13 protein-coding genes are annotated in these 17883 nt (G+C 70.3%); 2 read left to right on the top strand and 11 right to left on the bottom strand.

Annotated features, from left to right (window positions below):
- The 4 genes from gatB to ASG71_RS14115 form a co-directional block, all read right to left on the bottom strand.
- Positions 1 to 1506 (bottom strand): Asp-tRNA(Asn)/Glu-tRNA(Gln) amidotransferase subunit GatB, encoded by a 1506-nt coding sequence (gatB, locus tag ASG71_RS14130; RefSeq protein ID WP_056740384.1) that lies wholly within the window; start codon positions 1504 to 1506, stop codon positions 1 to 3.
- On the bottom strand, positions 1506 to 3077 hold the full coding sequence (gene gatA / locus ASG71_RS14125) for an Asp-tRNA(Asn)/Glu-tRNA(Gln) amidotransferase subunit GatA (protein WP_056740382.1): 1572 nt from the start codon (positions 3075 to 3077) through the stop codon (positions 1506 to 1508). The genes gatB and gatA overlap by 1 nt, the downstream gene beginning before the upstream one ends.
- A 3-nt stretch (positions 3078 to 3080) precedes the next feature.
- Positions 3081 to 3377: an Asp-tRNA(Asn)/Glu-tRNA(Gln) amidotransferase subunit GatC gene (gene gatC, locus ASG71_RS14120; RefSeq protein ID WP_011691167.1), complete on the bottom strand. Its 297-nt coding sequence runs from the start codon at positions 3375 to 3377 to the stop codon at positions 3081 to 3083.
- 282 nt (positions 3378 to 3659) lie between these two features.
- A complete protein-coding gene (locus tag ASG71_RS14115; RefSeq protein ID WP_056740380.1) occupies positions 3660 to 5132 on the bottom strand; it encodes a CitMHS family transporter in 1473 nt (490 codons plus the stop codon).
- A 180-nt stretch (positions 5133 to 5312) separates the two neighbouring features.
- Here ASG71_RS14115 and ASG71_RS14110 point away from each other — a divergent pair, with 180 nt between their 5' ends.
- Complete coding sequence (locus tag ASG71_RS14110) at positions 5313 to 7022, top strand: ATP-binding protein (protein ID WP_056740379.1); 1710 nt, start codon at positions 5313 to 5315, stop codon at positions 7020 to 7022.
- Positions 7015 to 7686 (top strand): response regulator, encoded by a 672-nt coding sequence (locus ASG71_RS14105; protein ID WP_056740377.1) that lies wholly within the window; start codon positions 7015 to 7017, stop codon positions 7684 to 7686. Before ASG71_RS14110 ends, ASG71_RS14105 begins: the two co-directional genes overlap by 8 nt.
- 35 nt (positions 7687 to 7721) lie before the next feature.
- On the opposite strand, the gene ASG71_RS14100 is transcribed toward ASG71_RS14105, so the two are convergent.
- The 7 genes from ASG71_RS14100 to ASG71_RS14070 form a co-directional block, all read right to left on the bottom strand.
- A complete protein-coding gene (locus tag ASG71_RS14100; protein ID WP_056740375.1) occupies positions 7722 to 8243 on the bottom strand; it encodes a hypothetical protein in 522 nt (173 codons plus the stop codon).
- Between the two features lie 128 nt (positions 8244 to 8371).
- The gene (locus ASG71_RS14095; protein ID WP_056740373.1) at positions 8372 to 8875 is read right to left on the bottom strand and encodes a GNAT family N-acetyltransferase; all 504 of its coding nucleotides are present in this window, start codon (positions 8873 to 8875) and stop codon (positions 8372 to 8374) included.
- Positions 8876 to 8954: 79 nt separating this feature from the next.
- Positions 8955 to 9752 (bottom strand): inositol monophosphatase family protein, encoded by a 798-nt coding sequence (locus tag ASG71_RS14090; protein ID WP_056740783.1) that lies wholly within the window; start codon positions 9750 to 9752, stop codon positions 8955 to 8957.
- A 29-nt stretch (positions 9753 to 9781) separates the two neighbouring features.
- Complete coding sequence (gene ligA, locus ASG71_RS14085; protein ID WP_056740371.1) at positions 9782 to 12061, bottom strand: NAD-dependent DNA ligase LigA; 2280 nt, start codon at positions 12059 to 12061, stop codon at positions 9782 to 9784.
- A 138-nt stretch (positions 12062 to 12199) separates the two neighbouring features.
- Entirely contained in the window at positions 12200 to 12466 is a 267-nt protein-coding gene (locus ASG71_RS14080) for a hypothetical protein (protein ID WP_056736854.1), read from the bottom strand.
- Positions 12467 to 12724: 258 nt separating this feature from the next.
- Complete coding sequence (locus tag ASG71_RS14075) at positions 12725 to 17170, bottom strand: FtsK/SpoIIIE domain-containing protein (RefSeq protein ID WP_056740368.1); 4446 nt, start codon at positions 17168 to 17170, stop codon at positions 12725 to 12727.
- Positions 17167 to 17871 carry a hypothetical protein gene (locus ASG71_RS14070; protein WP_056740366.1) on the bottom strand — a complete coding sequence of 235 codons (705 nt, stop codon included), beginning with the start codon at positions 17869 to 17871 and terminating at the stop codon, positions 17167 to 17169. The genes ASG71_RS14075 and ASG71_RS14070 overlap by 4 nt, the downstream gene beginning before the upstream one ends.
- Positions 17872 to 17883 lie beyond the last annotated feature (12 nt).

Genomic DNA, 17883 nt, shown 5'->3' with positions numbered 1-17883 from the left:
CTAGCCTTCGACGCCGAGGCGTTCCAGGATCAGCTCGCGGACGCGGCCGGCGTCGGCCTGGCCGCGGGTGGCCTTCATGACGCCGCCGACGATCGCGCCGATCGCCTGGACCTTGCCGCCGCGGATCTTGTCCGCGACGTCGGGCTGGGCGGCGAGGGCCGCGTCGATGGCCTCGAGCAGCGGGCCGTCGTCGGAGACCACGGCCAGGCCGCGCGCCTCGACGATTTCCGCCGGGGTGCCCTCGCCGGCGAGGACGCCGTCGAGGACCTCGGAGGCCATCTTGTTGTTGATCTTGCCGGCTTCGACCATCCGGTTCAGTTCCACGATGGTGGCCGGGTTGACGCCGAGCTGGCCGGGGTCGACGTCGGCGTTCTTGGCGCGGCCGACGATCTCGCCCATCCACCACTTGCGCGCCACCGTGGCGGATGCGCCGGCGGCGATGGTCTCCTCGATCTCGTCCAGCACGCCGGCGTTGACGACGTCGCGGAACTCCAAGTCGGAGTAGCCCCAGTCGGCCTGGAGGCGCTTGCGGCGGGCGGCCGGCGGTTCGGGCAGGGTGGCCCGGAGTTCCTCGACCCACTCGCGCGAGGCGACGACCGGCACCAGGTCCGGTTCCGGGAAGTAGCGGTAGTCGTCGGCGTCGGACTTGGGCCGGCCCGAGGTGGTGGAGCGGGTGTCCTCGTGCCAGTGCCGGGTCTCCTGGATGACCGGCTGGCCGGAGTCCAGGACGGCGGCGTGCCGCTGGATCTCGTAGCGGACGGCATGTTCGACGGCGCGCAGCGAATTTACGTTCTTGGTCTCCGAGCGGATGCCGAAGCGTTCGCGGCCGTGCGGGCGCAGCGAGACGTTGGCGTCGCAGCGGACGTTGCCGCGTTCCATGCGCGCGTCCGAGACGCCGAGGTTCTTGACGATCTCGCGGACCGCGGCGACGTAGGCCTTGGCCAGCTCGGGCGCGCGGCTGCCGGCGCCCTCGATCGGCTTGGTGACGATCTCGACCAGCGGCACGCCGGAGCGGTTGTAGTCCACCAGCGAGTAGTCCGCGCCCTGGATGCGTCCGGCGGCGCCGCCCATGTGGGTGAGCTTGCCGGCGTCCTCCTCCATGTGGGCGCGCTCGATCTCGACCCGGAACACGGTGCCGTCGGAGAGTTCGATGTCCAGGTAGCCGTCGTAGGCGATCGGCTCGTCGTACTGGGAGGTCTGGAAGTTCTTCGGGGTGTCCGGGTAGAAGTAGTTCTTCCGGGCGAAGCGGCAGGTCTCGGCAATCTTGCAGTTCAGCGCCAGGCCGATCTTGATCGAGGATTCGATCGCGGTCTTGTTCACCACCGGCAGCACGCCCGGCAGGCCGAGGTCCACCTCGTTGACGTTGGTGTTCGGCTCATCGCCGAAGACGTTCGGCGCGGAGGAGAACATCTTGGTCTTGGTGTTCAGCTCGACGTGGACCTCGAAGCCGAGGACGGGGTCGTACTTCTCCATCGCCTCTTCGAAGCTGAGGGTTGCGTCAGTCATTAGTGTGAACCTCCGTGGCTCAAGGCGGCGCCAGCCGCAGAAGAAGCGTCGGTCAGGGAAGGGGCCTTCGCCAGCAGGGGTCCGCCCCACTGTTCCTCGAGCAGCGACTCGAGCACGGCGCCGACACGGTAGAGCCGGGCATCCTGCCGGGCCGGGGCCAGCAGCTGGACCCCCACCGGCAGGCCGTCCTCGTCGGCGAGGCCGCCGGGCAGGGACAGGCCGGGGACGCCGGCCATGTTCGCCGGGATGGTGGCGACGTCGTTGAGGTACATCGCCAGCGGGTCATCGAGCTTCTCGCCGAGCTTGAACGCCGTCGTCGGCGCCGTCGGGGAGATCAGCACGTCGGCCTGCTCGAACGCGGCGTCGAAGTCGCGCTGGATCAGCGTGCGCACCTTCTGGGCCGAGCCGTAGTAGGCGTCGTAGTAGCCGGCGCTCAGGGCGTAGGTGCCCAGGATGATGCGGCGCTTGACCTCGTCGCCGAAGCCAGCGGCCCGGGTGGCGCCCATGACGCGTTCGATCGTCATCGGGCCCTCTTCGGGCAGTACCCGCAGGCCGAACCGGACGCCGTCGAACTTGGCCAGGTTGGAGGAAGCCTCGGAGGGCATGATCAGGTAGTAGGCGCCCAGGGCGTACTTGAAGTTGGGGCAGGAGACCTCGACGATTTCGGCGCCGGCGCCCTTGAGCAGCTCCAGCGCCTCGTTGAAGCGGTTCTCAACGCCGGCCTGATAGCCCTCGCCATGGAGTTCCTTGATGATGCCGATCCTCATGCCCTCGACGTTGCCGGTCCGGGCCGCGGCGACCAGGTCCTCCAGCGGGTCCGGCAGCGAGGTGGAGTCGCGCGGGTCGTGGCCGCCGATCACCTGGTGCAGCAGGGCCGAGTCGAGCACGGTGCGGGTGACCGGGCCGATCTGGTCCAGCGAGGAGGCCATGGCGATGGCGCCGTAGCGGGAGACGCCGCCGTAGGTGGGCTTGACCCCGACGGTGCCGGTGACGGCGCCGGGCTGCCGGATGGAGCCGCCGGTGTCCGTGCCGAGGGCCAGCGGCGCCTCGAACGCGGCCACCGCGGCGGCCGAGCCGCCGCCGGAGCCGCCGGGGATCCGGTCGAGGTCCCAGGGGTTGCGGGTGGGGCCGTAGGCGGAGTGCTCGGTCGAGGAGCCCATGGCGAACTCGTCCAGGTTGGTCTTGCCCAGGATCGGCATCTTGGCCGCGCGCAGGCGCTCGACGACAGTGGCGTCGTAGGGGCTGTGCCAGCCTTCGAGGATCTTCGAGCCGGCCGTGGTGGGCTGGCCGATCGTGACGATGAGGTCCTTAACGGCGACCGGTACGCCGGCGAGCTCGTGCAGGGCTTCAGCCTCGGCACCACCGGCGGCGCGGATAGCGTCCACCTCAGCGGCGACGGCGAGGGCTTGCTCGGCGTTGACGTGCAGGAAGGCGTTGACCTTCCCGTCGACGGCGGCGATCCGGTCCAGGTGGGCCTGGACGACCTCGACGGCGGTGACCTCGCGGGCGGCGAGCTTGGCGGCGAGCGCGGCGGCGGAGAGGCGGACCAGCTCGGAGTTGGTTTCAGTCATGTCTTAGTCCTCATCCAGGATTGCCGGGACCTTGAAGCGGCCCTCGTACGCGTCGGGGGCGCCGGAGAGGGACTGCTCGGCCGTGAACGTGTGGCCCACAACGTCTTCGCGGAAGACGTTGGTCAGCGGAATCGGGTGGGACGTGGCCGGGACGTCGTCGCCGGCGGCTTCACTGACGGACTTGACCGATTCGACGATGACGGCGAGCTCGCCGGCCATCCTGTCCAGCTCTTCAGCACTCATCTCGATGTGCGCAAGACGCGCGAGATGCGCGACGTCGTCGCGGTTGATCGCAGCCATGGATCTCCCCTGCAAGGTTCGGATTATTTTCCGTCCCAGTCTACGTGTCTCCACGCCCTCCAGCCGTCGGGCGCCAAGCCTCAGCCGCCTCGCCTTCCGTAGGCGGGCCGGACGATCCTTTGGCTGCTCGCTCGTTCCTCGCTTAGACGCAGCCGACAGGATGTCCGTCCCACCTACGGTGTGCCCCCGTCACCTTGTCGCGCTCCGTTGTTGGGGGCAGACGCAGGAAGGCAGGGGCGGAAAATCTTCCGCCCCTGCCTTCCTTTGTTTTTTCTTCCGCGGTCAGCCGATGCCGATGGCTCCGGTGAGGACTCCTACGCCGAGCATGACCAGGGAGATCACGGCGGTGCGCCACAGGACCTTCTTGTGGTGGTCGCCCAGGTCCACTTTGGCCAGGGAGACCAGGAGCAGGATGGCCGGGACCAGCGGACTCTGCAGGTGGAAGGGCTGGCCGGTGATCGAGGCGCGGGCCATATCCGCGGCGCCGACGCCGTAGTGCGCCGCGGTTTCGCTGAGGACCGGCAGGACACCGAAGTAGAACGCGTCGTTGCTCATGAAGAAGGTCATCGGGATGCTCAGGATGCCGGTGATGATGGCCATGAACGGACCCAGGTCGGCCGGGATGATCGCCACGAGCCATTCGGACATGGCCTTGACCATGCCGGTGCCGTTGAGGACGCCGGTCAGGACCGCGGCGGCCATCACCATACTGACGACGGCGACGATCGACGGGGCGTGGGCGACCAGCTGGGCGCCCTGGTCCTTGAGCTTGGGGAAGTTCACCAGCAGGGCGACGGCGGAACCGACCATGAACACGAACGGCAGCGGGATGATGTTGGCCACGAGCGTGACCATGACGGTTACGGTCAGGGCCAGGTTGAACCAGAACAGCTTCGGCCGAAGGGTGGAGCGGTTCGGGTCCAGGGCGGTGTCCGCCATGGCGGTATCGCGGTCATCGACCAGGACCTCGGTGCGTTCCAGGACCGCGACGCCGGCCCCGCCGCCGGGCGTGCCTGCGGTGCGGCCGGACCCCGGACGGCTCTTGCCGGGACCGCCGGCGGTAGTGCCGCCGGCGGTGCCGTCGGCGTCGTCAACCAGCGACTCGGCGGAATCCGGGACGCCCCAGATTTCCGGTGCCACGGCGCGCAGCCGGTTGCGTTCCTGCAGGCCCAGCAGCCAGGCGAACACGAACACGACGACGAGGCCGGCGACCAGCGAGGGGATCATCGGGACGAAGACGTCGTTGACGTCGAGCTTCAGCGCGGTGGCGGCGCGGGCCGTGGGGCCGCCCCAAGGCAGGATGTTCATGGTGCCGTTGGCCAGGCCCGCGACGCAGGTCAGGACCACCGGGCTCATCTTCAGCCGCAGGTAGACAGGCAGCATCGCGGCGGTGGTGAGGATGAAGGTGGTGGAGCCGTCGCCGTCGAGCGAGACCGCGGCGGCCAGGATCGCAGTGCCCAGGACCACTTTGGCGGGGTCATTGCCGAGCTTGCGCAGGATGAAGCGCACCAGCGGGTCGAAGAGGCCGACGTCGATCATCAGCCCGAAGTAGATGATGGCGAACATCAGCAGCGCGGCGGTGGACGTCATGGACTTCATCGAATCCATGACCATCGGGCCGATGCCGAGGCCCGCCCCCGCGAACAGTCCGAAAACGGTGGGGACGATGATGAGCGCCAGCACCGGCGTCAGCTTCTTCGTCATGATCAGCACCATGAACACCGCGATCATGGCGAATCCGAGTAATACCAGCACGGCCGGCTCCTTCTTCTGTGGTCCGCACCACTCCGCTGTGATGCGCACTACAGACGTTAGGGTGGCGCGCGTCACGGGAGTGCCTTTGGCTCAATTGATTGGCATACTGCTTGTTGGACGCATTCTGCGCATTTTGCTCACGCGCCGTCCGGGCCTTTGACCACCCGAAGGAGGGCCGCCATGCCAGCCCTTCCGCGGCGCACACCGCTCCGGTTCTCGACCCAGACCCTGCTCCTGCAGCTGGCCGTGGTGGCCCTCGTGGTGCTGCTCAGCAGCGCCGTCCACGCCTGGCTGACGTACGAGCGGCTGGGACGGGAAGCGGAGAACCAGGCCCTGACCCTGGCCCGCACCGTGGCCTCGGATCCGGAGGTCCGCGCCGGGGTTCAGCGGATCAGTGCCGGGACCGGCACTCCCCCGCCCGCGCAGCTGCTGGCCGGGCCGCTGATGGCCGCCGCCGAAGGGGCCCGCACCCGCACCGGCGCGCTGTTCGTCGTTATCACCGATGAGACCGGCCTGCGGCTGGCGCACCCCGACGCCGACCGGCTGGGCGAGCGGGTCAGCACCGATCCCTCCGAGGCGCTCTCCGGCCGGGAGGTGACCACCCGGAACACCGGGACCCTGGGCCCGTCGGCCGGCGCCAAGGTGCCCGTCTTCGCGCCGGGCTCCGCGACCGTGGTCGGTGAGGTCAGTGTGGGGTATTCCACCGAAACGATCGGCCAGAGCCTCGCCCGGGACATCGTGCCGATCGCCCTCACCGCGGCCGGCGCCCTGCTCGCCGGCACGCTCGTCTCGTTCCTGCTGCGGCACCGGCTCCGGCGGCTCACCCTGGGCCTTGAACCGGAGGAGATCAGCACCCTGGTCCACGACCAGGTGGCGGTGCTGCAGGGCGTGGACGACGGCGTCGTCGGAGTGGCTGCGGACGGCCGGATCAGCGTCTTCAATGCCGCCGCCCGCCGGATGCTGAACCAGCCCGACCTCGCCGGAACGCCGTGGGCGGCGGCGCCGGTGCCGGCCCGGCTCAAGGCACTGACGCTGCCCGATGCCGCCGAGGGCGATGCGGTCGAGTTCCTGGCCGGCGGCCGCGCCCTGGTGGCGAGCGCCCGCAAGGCCCTGCACGGCCGGGAGGACCTGGGCTGGGTGGTGATGCTCAGGGACCGCACCGAGCTGCAGGAGCTAACCCGCCAGCTGGACGCAGTGGGCACCATGTCCACCGCTCTGCGCGCCCAGCGCCACGAGTTCGCCAACCAGCTGCATACGCTCGCCGGGTTCATGAGCCTCGGGCAGCACCGGCAGGCCCGCGAGTACCTGGCCCGGCTGGCGGCCACCGGGCCATTGAAGTTTCCGGTGGACCAGGCCCAGCTGCTGCAGGACCCCTACCTGCAGGCGTTCCTCGGCGCCAAGGGCGTGGAGGCGGACGAGCGCGGCGTCACCCTGCGACTGGGGCCCGAAACCCTGGTCCGGGGCAGCGTCGTCGAGCCGCAGGACGTGACGACGGTGCTCGGCAACCTGATCGACAACGCCGTGAACGCCGCCGTCGCGGGAACCGCGGGCGACCGGTGGGTGGAGGTCGAGGTGCTCGACGGCCCCGGGGGCGACGGCGCCGCCGGCACCCTGCACATCATCGTGGCCGACTCCGGCGACGGGCTGCCCGCCGACGATGTCTTCGCCGAAGGGTTCACCAGCTCCGGCCGGTCCGCGCGGGCCGGAGCCGGGCAGGGGCTCGGCCTGGCACTGGCGCGGCAACTGGCCCGGCGCCGCGGCGGCGACGTGACTGTGCTTGAACGTGGCACGGCCGGCGGACCGGGGGCGGTGTTCATGGCGGTGCTGCCGGGCACGATCGCCGGCGGGGACGATCCGGCGGCCAACAGTGAAAGGGACGACGATGTCTGACGATTTCCGGGTGCTCATTGTGGACGACGACTTCCACGTCGCCAAGCTGCATGCCACCTATGTCGATTCGGTGGCCGGGTTCCTGGCCCTGCCCCCGGCCGGTTCGGCGTCGCAGGCGCTGCAGGCGATCCACAGCCTCCGGCCGGACCTGGTCCTGCTGGACGTGTACCTCCCGGACGCGTCCGGGCTGGACCTGCTCCACCAGCTGGACGTGGACACCGTGATCCTCAGCGCCGCCTCCGACGCGGCCTCGGTCCGGGTCGCGTTCCGGCGCGGGGCGCTGGGCTACCTGCTCAAACCGTTCACGGCGGAGTCGCTGTCCCAGCAGCTGCGCTCCTACGCCCGCTACCGCCGGATCCTGGCCCAGCCGGGGAACCTCACGCAGGAGACGCTGGAGCGGGCCAAACGGGCGCTGATCCCCGGGGATGTCACGCCGTCGGCCCGGCCGCGCTCCGCCACGGAGGCGGCGGTGCTGGACTCGCTGGAGCCGGGCGAACAGTATTCCGCCGCGGAGGTCGCCGGCCGGGTCGGGGTCTCGCGGGCCACCGCCCAGCGCTACCTGTCCGCCCTGGCGGATGACGGCGCCGTCGACATCCAGCTGCGCTATGGGACCACGGGCCGGCCGGAACACCGCTACGGCGTGCCGCCGGGCGCGGGTCGCTAGGAGCGCGCTGCCCGGGGCGGAAGGCGGGCCGGCGGTCAGGCGGTGATGTCCCGGTGCTTGTGGAAAGCGTTGCTGCGGGCGTGCTCGTGGACCCGGTCCAGCGCTTCGATCTGCGCCCGGCCATCGGCGGCGAGGCGGGTGAAGGTGGCTGCGTCCAGCCCCAGTTCGGGGGCGAGCTTCTCCAGGGTCTGCCAGCCGCCGATCTTGGCCAGGATCGCGGCGCGCATCAGCTCCGATTCCAGGACCAGGGTCATCGGGGAGCGGTTCACCAGCCGGCCGTTGAGCTTGAGGCGGCCGGCGTGTTCGGCCAGCCAGGCGGCGGCCTGCCGGTGCGGGCGCTGCCGGATGCCCAGGTCCTTGATCAGGCCCAGGAGCAGTTCGCGCTCCCGGCGGATCTCGTCCGCGACGGAGGCGATGTCGGCGTGCACGGGGGTGTCCGTGAAGTCCTTGGCCATCCGTCCGATCCGGCCCAGGCCGGCCGTGGAGCCGGTGAGGTGGTCCGAGAGGTAGAGTCCGAGGAGCTTCTCGTCGATCGATTCCGGGATGTGCGGTGCCATGGGTCCTCCGGCTGTACTCGTGCTGTTGCCAGCGTGGGTCAGGGATGGTGCTCTGGCAGCAACCCTACCCGCACCGCCGCCGGCCCGGAACGCGCCCGGGACACACAGCGGTCAACGTCCGCCAGCGCCTAGAGGTCGAGGCGGTAGACCAGCAGCTTGATGTCGGTGTCGGGCACGAACCAGTCGCGTTCGGGTGTCCGGCGGAAGCCGGTCTTGCGGTACAGGCCGTGGGCGCTCTCCCAGGTGACGCCGGTGGTCAGGGCCACGCCGGTGATGCCAGGCAGGGTGCGGGCGTACTCGACGATCGCTTCCACCAGGGCCTTGCCGGCTCCACTGCGCTGCACGGCAGGGTCCACCACCAGCATCCGGAACTCCAGCTCGTCCGGCTGCGCGATGTCCGCGTAGGGCTCCCCCGCGACGGCGAGCGTCACCGAGCCGACCACCTGGCCGGCGCGCTCGGCGACCCAGATGGTCGCGGCCTCATGGCGCCGGGCGACCTGCTGGATCTGCTGCATGTAGGGGTGGTCCGCGTCCTCGAAGTGGCCGGCGCCCAGGTAGGCGTCCCGGGTGATGCGGGCGACGGCGTCGTAGTCGGCCGGGACGGCGGGCCGGATCAGGATCTGCGGATTCACCTGTCCATGGTACGGGCCGCCATACCTACTCCCCCGCCAAACGGCCGTTTCCGTGACTGAGGTATCAGTCCCCCGCCGGTCAGAGCGGGAACGTGCCGGAGAGTTCCAGCGGCCCCGCACAGGTCCACGCGGCCAGCCGCTCGTCGTCGGACGGGCCGCCGTCGAGGACGCTGGTGAGCCGGGGCCGGCGGACCCAGCACCCGGCCTCTTCGGCGATCAGGGCGCCGGCGGCGAAGTCGTGCTCGTTGAGGCCGCGTTCACCGTAGGCGTCGTGGGTACCCTCGGCGACGAGGCAGAGATCCAGGGCCGCGGAGCCCAGCCGCCGGACGTCGGCGAAGCCGTCCATCAGCCCGCCGAGGGCGGCGGCCTGCTCGGCGCGCACGCCGGGGTCGTAGCTGAATCCTGTGGCCAGGATCTGGCCGGTGCGGCCGGGCACCGGCCCGTTCAGGGCGGTGCGCCGGCCGTTGTCCTCCCGCCAGGCGCCCTGGCCGCGGGCGGCGTAGTAGACCCGGCCCAGCGCGGGGGCGTGCACGACGCCGGCCAGCCAGGCGCCGTCAGGGCCGGCGACCGCCACCGAGGTGGCGTAATAGACGATGTCGCGGATGAAGTTGGTGGTGCCGTCGAGCGGGTCGACCGACCAGCGGTAGCCGCTCGGGTGCTCGGGCCGGACGGTGCCGCCCTCCTCGCCGGTGATGGCATCGTTGGGCCGGGCCCGGGTGATGACCTCACGGACAGCGGCTTCGGCGGCGAGGTCGAAGGCGGTGACCCAGTCCCCGGAGTCGCCCTTGTTGTTGACCTCCAGGCCCGCGGCGCTGCGGCCGGCCAGCACCGCGGCTCCCGCAGCGGCGGCCTCCCGGGCCAGGGCCAGGAGCGCCATAGGGTCCTCGACGCCGGCGGGACCGCCGGTCACTCGGACGCCTGCTGGTGGTCCTCGCCGTCCTCGACGTCGGCGTCACCGGCACCTTCCCCGGCTCCGGCCAGGCCGTCCGGCCCGTTGGCGAGCAACGCACGGAAGCCGTCCTCGTCCAGGACCGGCAGGCCGAGCTGCTCGGCCTTGTCCAGCTTGGTGCCGGCGTTCTCGCCGGCGACGACGTAGCTGGTGTTCTTGGACACCGATCCGGCGGCTTTGCCGCCGCGGACCAGGATCGCTTCCTTGGCCTCGTCGCGGCTGAAGCCTTCGAGGCTTCCGGTGACCACCACGGTCAGGCCCTCCAGGGTCCGCGGGGTGGACTCGTCGCGCTCGTCTTCCATCCGGACGCCGTCGGCGGCCCAGCTGTCGACGATCTCGCGGTGCCAGTCCTCCGCGAACCATTCCTTCAGCGCGACGGCGATCACCGGGCCCACGCCGTCGACGCCGGCGAGTTCCTCCTCGGAGGCCTGCCGGATCGCGTCCATGGTTCCGAACGCGGTGGCCAGCGCCCGGGACGCCCGCGGCCCCACGTGCCGGATGGACAGGGCCACCAGGACACGCCAGAGCGGCTGGGTCTTGGCTTTTTCGAGTTCGTTGAAAAGCTTCTCTGTGCTGGCGGTTGGCTTGGACGGGTTCTTCGCCGTGCCCTTGGTGTAGAAGTAGGGCACCAGCTCGAATTCGCCGGTGGCGACGCCCTTGGAGCGCTTTTCACGGCGGATCCGGACCCCGGCGAGGTCTTCGGGGGTGAGCCGGAACAGGTTCGCCTCCGTGGTCAGCGGCGGCACCTCGGGCTCGGTGGGCTGGGTCAGGGCGATCGCCGCTTCCCAGCCGAGCGCCTCGATGTCGAAGGCGCCGCGGCCGGCCAGATGGAAGACCCGTTCGCGCAGCTGCGCCGGGCAGGACCGGGCGTTGGGGCAGCGGATGTCGACGTCGCCCTCCTTGCCGGGAGCCAGCGGCGTGCCGCAGGAGGGGCATTCGGTGGGCATGACAAAATCCCTGACCGGCGGGTCCTGCTGGTCCCGGAGCGCCAGTACCGGTCCGACGATCTCCGGGATGACGTCCCCGGCCTTGCGGAGCACCACGATGTCACCGATCTTGACGCCCTTGGCCTTGACCACGTCCTGGTTGTGCAGGGTGGCCATGCTGACGGTCGAGCCGGCCACCTTGACCGGTTCCATCACGCCGTAGGGGGTGACGCGGCCGGTGCGGCCGACGTTGACGGCAATGTCCAGGAGCTTGGTGTTGACCTCCTCGGGCGGGTACTTGTACGCCACCGCCCAGCGCGGCACCCGTGAGGTGTAGCCCAGGGCGCGCTGGGTGGCGAGGTCATCGACCTTGATGACGATGCCGTCGATTTCGTGGCTGAGGCTGTGCCGTTTGTCCCCGTAGCGCTTGATGAAGTCCAGCACGTCCTTCAGTTCGGGCAGGACCTCGAAGTAGGGGCTGGTGGGCAGGCCCCATTCGGCGAGCTGGCGGTAGGTGTCCGACTGGCTCGCGGTCTCCAGGCCTTCGCGGGCGCCGATGCCGTGAACGTACATCTTGAGCGGGCGTTTGGCGGTCTCTGCCGGGTCTTTCTGCCGCAGCGAGCCGGCCGCGGCGTTGCGCGGGTTGGCCAGGGGTGCCTTGCCCGCCTCGATGAGCGCCTCGTTGAAGGCGGCGAAGTCCTTGGACGGGATGAAAACCTCGCCGCGGATCTCCATCTCGGCCGGGAAGTTCGAGCCGGTGAGCTGCTGCGGGATTTCCTTGATGGTCAGGACGTTGTGGGTGATGTCCTCCCCCGTGAAGCCGTCGCCTCGGGTGGCCGCACGGACCAGGGCGCCGTCACGGTAGAGCAGGTTGACGGCCAGGCCGTCGATCTTCAGTTCGGTCAGCCACGACGGCGGGTTGCCGCCGTTGCCGATCTTCGCGGCGGCGGCCTCGGCCTTGGCGATCCAGGCTTCCACCTCTTCGAGCGAGAACACGTCCTCAAGGCTGTACATCCGGGTGAGGTGTTCGACGGCGGCGAACGCGGCGGAGACCTCGCCGCCCACTTCCTGGGTGGGCGAATCGTTGGCCACCAGTTCCGGGTGCAGGGCCTCGAGGGTTTCCAGGCGCCGGTAGAGCTCGTCGAACTCGGCGTCGGAAATGATCGGGGCGTCCTCCTGGTAGTACGCGAAACGGTGCTTGCGGACTTCTTCGACCAGTTCCTCGTACTCCGCGCGCACGGCCTCGGAGGGGACGAGCTCCCCGGACGGGCTGGAGGTTTCGGTCTCTGCTGCAGTCTTCCCTGTGCTCACAGACCTATCCTGCCCTAGATCCCGGACATTGTCCGGTCAGACCGCTTGCCCCCGGGTGACGTCGTCCGGGGACTTCGATGGCCCGGACGCAGGGCGTCCGGGCCATCGAAGAACATCGTCGGGAAAAGCTGCCGGCCCTTAGCGGGTGGAGGCGCCTTCCTGGTCGCTGGCGTTGCGGTTGGCCTGCTGGCTGGCCTGCTGCAGCGCCTGCGAAATACGCGACAGGTTCGCGACGTGCTCGCCGTTCCACTCGTTACGGAACTTGTCGGCGTCCGGACCCAGCCACTGCGTCCCGGCCAGAACCTTCGTCAGGATCGACCGCTGGTTGTCGATCTCCTGCGCACCGGCCTGCAGCTTCGTGCCCAGAACCTTGAGCTGATCAACATCTGCACCCCAAATAGCCATTCGAAAAGTCTCCTTAGTTCACCGCACCGGCCTGCAGCTTCGTGCCCAGAACCTTGAGCTGATCAACATCTGCACCCCAAATAGCCATTCGAAAAGTCTCCTTAGTTCACCGGACCCGACCCTGTCGGCATCCCCAGCGGCCCCCGGCTGTTCCGGAAGATCCAATGCCTCGAACCTACCCGACCGCGCGAAACACTGTCGATGGGCACCCCTCCCCATCCCGCGCCCGGCCCGTCCGGGGCGGCCGCGGGGACCGGGTCAGCTGCGGTCCTCCGGCGGCAGGGCGACCTGGAGCTTGCGGACCTTGCCGCGGCCCACGATGTAGCCGCGGCCCGGGATGAAGCCGCCGCCCACCCGGCCCAACGGCGTGTTGAGCAGGCTGTCGCCGTCGATATCGCCGGGGTTCAGCAGCAGGCCGCGGCGGCCGGACTTGAACGGCTGCGCGAGGGACCAGGCCGAGGACCAGGTGGAGGTTTCCGATTCGCCCACCACCCACTGTTCGGCCTTGATCGACGCCGTGACCAGCCGGCCGATGCCGGATTCTGCCAGCGTGTCGCTGAACTCGGTGAGCCCCTCGATGAAGATCGCCAGCTTCCCGGGCGTGCCGGTGGAGTAGTCCACGAGCTCGTCCAGGGCTTCCTCAACGTCGTCCGCGCCCACGACGGAGCGGTCCCAGAGCTTCAGCGACGCGGCAGCGGACCGCCGCGAGCCCAGGTAGATCAGCTCCACGCCGGGGTTGGACCGGCGCAGCGCGTAGGCGAGCGTCACCAGCGCCACGGTGCGGCCGGAACCCGGAGGACCGGCGAGCAGCAGCGGCCCCTTCGCCAGGATTTCGGCCGGCTGCAGGGTCTCGTCGTCGACGCCGATGACGGGCAGGTCCGGGCTGCCGGCCGGGAGCAGGTCCAGATCCACCGAGTCGGGCAGCCGTTCGATCTGCGGCGCCCGCTCCACGCCCTGGCGCAGCATGGCTTCGCGGAGTTTGTGCACCTCACGGGCCTGGACGGCCAGGTTCGAGTTCCCGCCGAGCACGGCGAGCTGGACCTCGCGGTTGTCCAGCAGCCCGCGGCCCGGCGGCGTGCCGGCGCCGAGCACGTCCTTGGGCACGTCCATCGACAGGTAGTCGTCCTCCGCGGAGAGCCGCAGCACCAGGCGGCGCTGGATGGAGGCCAGCAGCGACGCCGGCACCGCGCTGGGCCGGTCGGCGGTCACGACCAGGTGGATGCCGAGCGGCCGGCCGTCGGTGGCCAGCTGCAGGAAGATGTCCCAGAGCGCGGACAGCTTGCTGTATTCGTACCCTTCGCGGAAAGCGGACATGCCGTCGACCAGGACGAAGATGCGTTTTTCCTCCGGCATGTTGGCCAGCCGGCGGTACTCCACGATCGTGCCGGCCCGGACTTCGGCGTAGCGGGCCGACCGGTCCTCGGCGAGGTCGCGCAGCCAGCGCAGCAGCCGGCCGACGCGTTCGACGTCGTCGCCGTTGATGACCTCGCCGACGTGCGGCAGTTCCGCGAGCATCGACAGACCGCCGGAGCCGCAGTCGATGCCGTAGACGTGCACCGGACCGCCGCGCGGGGTGACGGCCGCGGCGATCGCGATGCCGCGCAGGGCGGCCGACTTGCCGGAGCCGCCGGTGCCGTAGATGGCCATGTTCCCGTCGCGGTCCGGCTCGTAGAACACCGTCGGCTGGTCCTGGTGCGCGGGGTCGTCCGCGACGCCCAGCAGCAGCCGTTCGTCGGTGCGCGGGTTGGGCAGCCTGGAGAAGTCGTAAGTGGTGGCGAGCTCGTCCAGCCAGGGCTTGCGCGGAGGCTCGATCGCGAGGACGTCCGCGGCCCGGATGATGTTCGCCGTCATCCGGGCGATGTCGTTGGGCCCGTCCGGTTCCGCCTGCGCCGGCGTTTCGGCAGCGGGGGCGGCCCAGGCCGCGCCGGACCCGAAGGCCATCTCGACGACGTCGATCTGCGGGCGCTGCGGTTTGTCCGTGGTCCAGCCGCCGGCGTAGCCGGTCTGGAAGCCCTGGATCCGGCCCGGCCCGGTCTTGGCCGCGCCGCGGCCGGGGATGGACGGGTCGAAGTAGGCCGCGGTGGGGACGCCGAGGATGTCGATGGCGTCGTCCTCATCGGCCATGCGCAGGGCCACGCGCAGGTTGGTGTTGGCGCGCAGGCTCTCCTTGATGACGCCGGCGGGCCGCTGGGTGGCGAGGATCAGGTGCAGGCCAAGGGAACGGCCGCGGGCGGCGACGTCAACCACGCCGTCGACGAACTCCGGCACCTCGGTGGCGAGGGCGGCGAACTCGTCGACGATGATCACCAGGTAGGGCGGCGCCTCGGGATCGGCCTGGCGCTGGAGCTCCAGCAGGTCCTTGGCTTTCTTGCGGTTAAGCAGCTTTTCCCGGTGGTGCAGTTCGGCCCGGAGCGAGGTCAGGGCCCGGCGGACCAGGTGCGGTGACAGATCGGTGACCAGGCCCACCGTGTGCGGCAGGTGCAGGCAGTCGGCGAACGCGGCGCCGCCCTTGTAGTCGACAAAGAGGAAGCTCACCCGGTCCGGGCTGTACGCCGCGGCCATGCCCATCACCCAGGACTGCAGGAATTCGGATTTGCCGGCGCCGGTGGTGCCGCCGACCAGGGCGTGCGGGCCCTCGTTCTTCAGGTCGAGGTAGAGCGGTTCGATGCCCTTGGATCCCACGAGGGCGCGGAGCGTGCCGTTGTCCTTGCGGTTGGGCTTGGCGGTGGCGTGCACGGAGTTGTTTTCGCTCCAGCGGTCCGCGACGGCCTGCGGGTTGTCCAGGAAGTCCTTGCCGATCAGGGTCGCGTAGGACACCGCGCGGGGCAGGTCCGATTCGTCTTCGAGCGGTTTGCCGACGTCGACGACGGGGGCGAGCATGCGCGCCAGCTGGGCGGCCAGCCCGGCGTCGAGGCTTTCGCAGCTGACCGGGAAGGTGTGCCGGCCGAGCCGGACCTGGCCGGTGGTGGTGCCGTGTTCGCCGTCGACCGCCATGAAGTCGCGGCAGGCGGCCGGGAGCTGCTGGACGGAGGCCGCCACCCACATGACGTGCACACCGGCGTCGGGGCCGCGTTCCAGGACGCGGGTGAGTCGGCCGCGGTCCACCGGGGCGTCGTCCTCGACGACGAGCAGCACGGTGGGCAGCTGCGGGCCGGGAAGCTCGGCCTGCTCCTGGGCCAGGCCGGGCCGGAGCTCGGGCCGCGGCGACTGCGCCGCCGCCTCGCGCTGGTCGATCAGGTCCTCCAGCCGGGACAGCAGCGCGGAGCCGCCGGCGGGTCCGGCGGCGAGGTGGTCGCCGCTGAGCGGGCTGTGGCCCGAGCCCGCGTGCGGGAGCCACTGCAGCCACTCCCACCGCTCCTTGGACTGCGCGGAGGTGATGGCGGTGAGGACCACTTCGGCCGGCGAATGCAGCCCCACGAGCTGGAGCACCATGCCGCGGGCGACGTCGTCGACGAGGCCGCGGGGCCCGGCGATGCCAAAGGAGCCGGCGGTGCGCAGCTGGGAGACGATCGGCACGCCCTCGATCCGGCTGAACCGGTCCATGCAGTCCTGGATCTCGGCCATGTATTCGGCCTCGGTGTCGTTGCTGGTCGGTTCCTCGAGCTCGATCCGGGACGGCGCGGTGCCGAGGCCGAAGCGCACCCCGAGGAAGCCGGTGTGTTCGGGCCGGTGCGTCCACAGCAGCGGGCCGAGCTTGTAGATCGAGTCCACGGTGTCGCTGACCGAGGGCGCCTCCTGCAGCCGGACCGAGCGCTCCACCTTCTGCAGGGCGTCGATGTCCTCGCGGAAGGCGGCCATGGCGGCGCGGAAGGTTTTGAGCTGTTCCTTGCGTTCGCGCTTGCCCTGCATCTTCTGGTCCACATAGTGCCCGACGATGAACAGCGGCATCATGGCCATGAAAATGACGGACATCATGTTCTGGGTGAGGGCGAAGATGACCGCACCCATCATCAGCGGGGCCACCATCATGATGTACGGGAACGGGTGGTGCTCGGCGCGTTTGGGGCCGGCCGGGGGCGTGCGCTTGCGCGGCGCGAAGCGCGGCACCACCCGGGGCGAACGGTTGAAGTCGATCAGCGGGGAGCTCGGCGCCGCGCCCTGGCCGCCGCCGAGGGAGACCACGGCGATGGTGGTGTCCCCGAGCGTGACGGTGTCCGAGGAGTTCAGCGTCGCCCGGCCGACCGGCAGTCCGTCCATCAGCAGGCCGTTGGCGGAGTTGGTGTCCACGATTTCCACGGTTTCGCCCACCGTGATGCGGGCATGCCGCTTGGAGGTCAGCGGGTCGGTCAGCCGGACGTCCACGTCCCGGTCCCGGCCGATGTAGCTGGTGCCGGAGGGCAGGGAGAATTCGCGTCCGACGTCGGGGCCGGAGAGCACGCGCAAGGTCGCCGCCGCCGGGCCGCGGTTCGCGCCGGGGGCCGCGAACTGCTCGCTGACCTGGGTCAGCGAGATGATCGAGCCGGGCCGCAGCCCGGATTCGAGCAGGTTGTCCTCCCGGTTCAGCACGCTGCCCTTGAGGCCGCCGGCGGCGAAGGACTCCTCGATGCTCAGGGACAGGTTCGACGGCGGCGCGGTGCCGCGCCGGGCGGGGTCCGCCGCCCAGAGTTCGGTGGCGATGTCCGCCACCGTGGCCAGGCCGTCGACAGTGACGGCGAGGTCCTTGGCCTCGGCGGGGTCCCGGCGCAGGGTCAGGCGGATCCTCATTGGTCGTCTCCTCCGTGCTGCGTCTCCAGCAGCACCAGGTCGGCGGCGGTGACCAGGTGCGAGGTCACGGCGTGCTCCACCAGCCGAGCGCGGCGGTTCGTGGCGAGCTTCCCGCCGCCGCCGCGCAGGCCGGCGACGCCGACCCGGTCAAGTTTGTCGCACACGTTGTCCAGCTTTCTGTTGAACCGGGTCAGGGTCCAGCCCAGGGTCCGGGCGGCCTCGGCGGAGGACGGGATGGCGCTGAAGCCGGTGCCGTCGCGGCGCAGCATCGGCTCGGCGAGGGCCACGATCAGCGCCTTTTGCGAGTCGGTGAAGACCACCGGCCCGATCGTGGTGTCTCCGCCGCTGTCGTCGGCGCGGGCCTCCTGGCGGAACGCCGGGGTCCGCAGGTGAACGGCGAACTCGTAGGTGGTGGGGCCGGCGGTGAAGATCACGTTGGTGTGGCTGAACACCAGCGGGATGCGGGCGCCGGGGGCGAGCCAGGCCTGCATGCCGCCGGAGGCGTCGGCGACGGTGGCGCTGAGCATGCTGCCGACGTTGCTGAGCCACCAGATGCCGTCGTAGCGGGCGATCTGCAGGAACTGCCGGTGCAGGTACGGGTTGTCGTCCACCTCCAGGTCGCCCTCGCGGCCGATGCTGAAGATGTCTTCGTCGGATGGCTCATGCCATTCGCCGCAGAAATCTATCGCCAGGTCCCCCATGGTCGGTTTCTC

Source organism: Arthrobacter sp. Soil763 (assembly GCF_001428365.1).
Lineage (GTDB): Bacteria > Actinomycetota > Actinomycetes > Actinomycetales > Micrococcaceae > Arthrobacter.
This window is presented reverse-complemented; position numbering and strand designations above follow the sequence as displayed.

Coding starts and splice junctions, on each gene's coding strand:
- ASG71_RS14080 (WP_056736854.1), bottom strand. CDS start 12,466: ATGGCTATTTGGGGTGCAGATGTTGATCAGCTCAAGGTTCTGGGCACG.
- ASG71_RS14070 (WP_056740366.1), bottom strand. CDS start 17,871: ATGGGGGACCTGGCGATAGATTTCTGCGGCGAATGGCATGAGCCATCC.
- ASG71_RS14110 (WP_056740379.1), top strand. CDS start 5,313: ATGCCAGCCCTTCCGCGGCGCACACCGCTCCGGTTCTCGACCCAGACC.
- gatA (WP_056740382.1), bottom strand. CDS start 3,077: ATGACTGAAACCAACTCCGAGCTGGTCCGCCTCTCCGCCGCCGCGCTC.
- ASG71_RS14105 (WP_056740377.1), top strand. CDS start 7,015: ATGTCTGACGATTTCCGGGTGCTCATTGTGGACGACGACTTCCACGTC.
- gatB (WP_056740384.1), bottom strand. CDS start 1,506: ATGACTGACGCAACCCTCAGCTTCGAAGAGGCGATGGAGAAGTACGAC.
- ASG71_RS14100 (WP_056740375.1), bottom strand. CDS start 8,243: ATGGCACCGCACATCCCGGAATCGATCGACGAGAAGCTCCTCGGACTC.
- gatC (WP_011691167.1), bottom strand. CDS start 3,377: ATGGCTGCGATCAACCGCGACGACGTCGCGCATCTCGCGCGTCTTGCG.
- ASG71_RS14075 (WP_056740368.1), bottom strand. CDS start 17,170: ATGAGGATCCGCCTGACCCTGCGCCGGGACCCCGCCGAGGCCAAGGAC.
- ASG71_RS14090 (WP_056740783.1), bottom strand. CDS start 9,752: ATGGCGCTCCTGGCCCTGGCCCGGGAGGCCGCCGCTGCGGGAGCCGCG.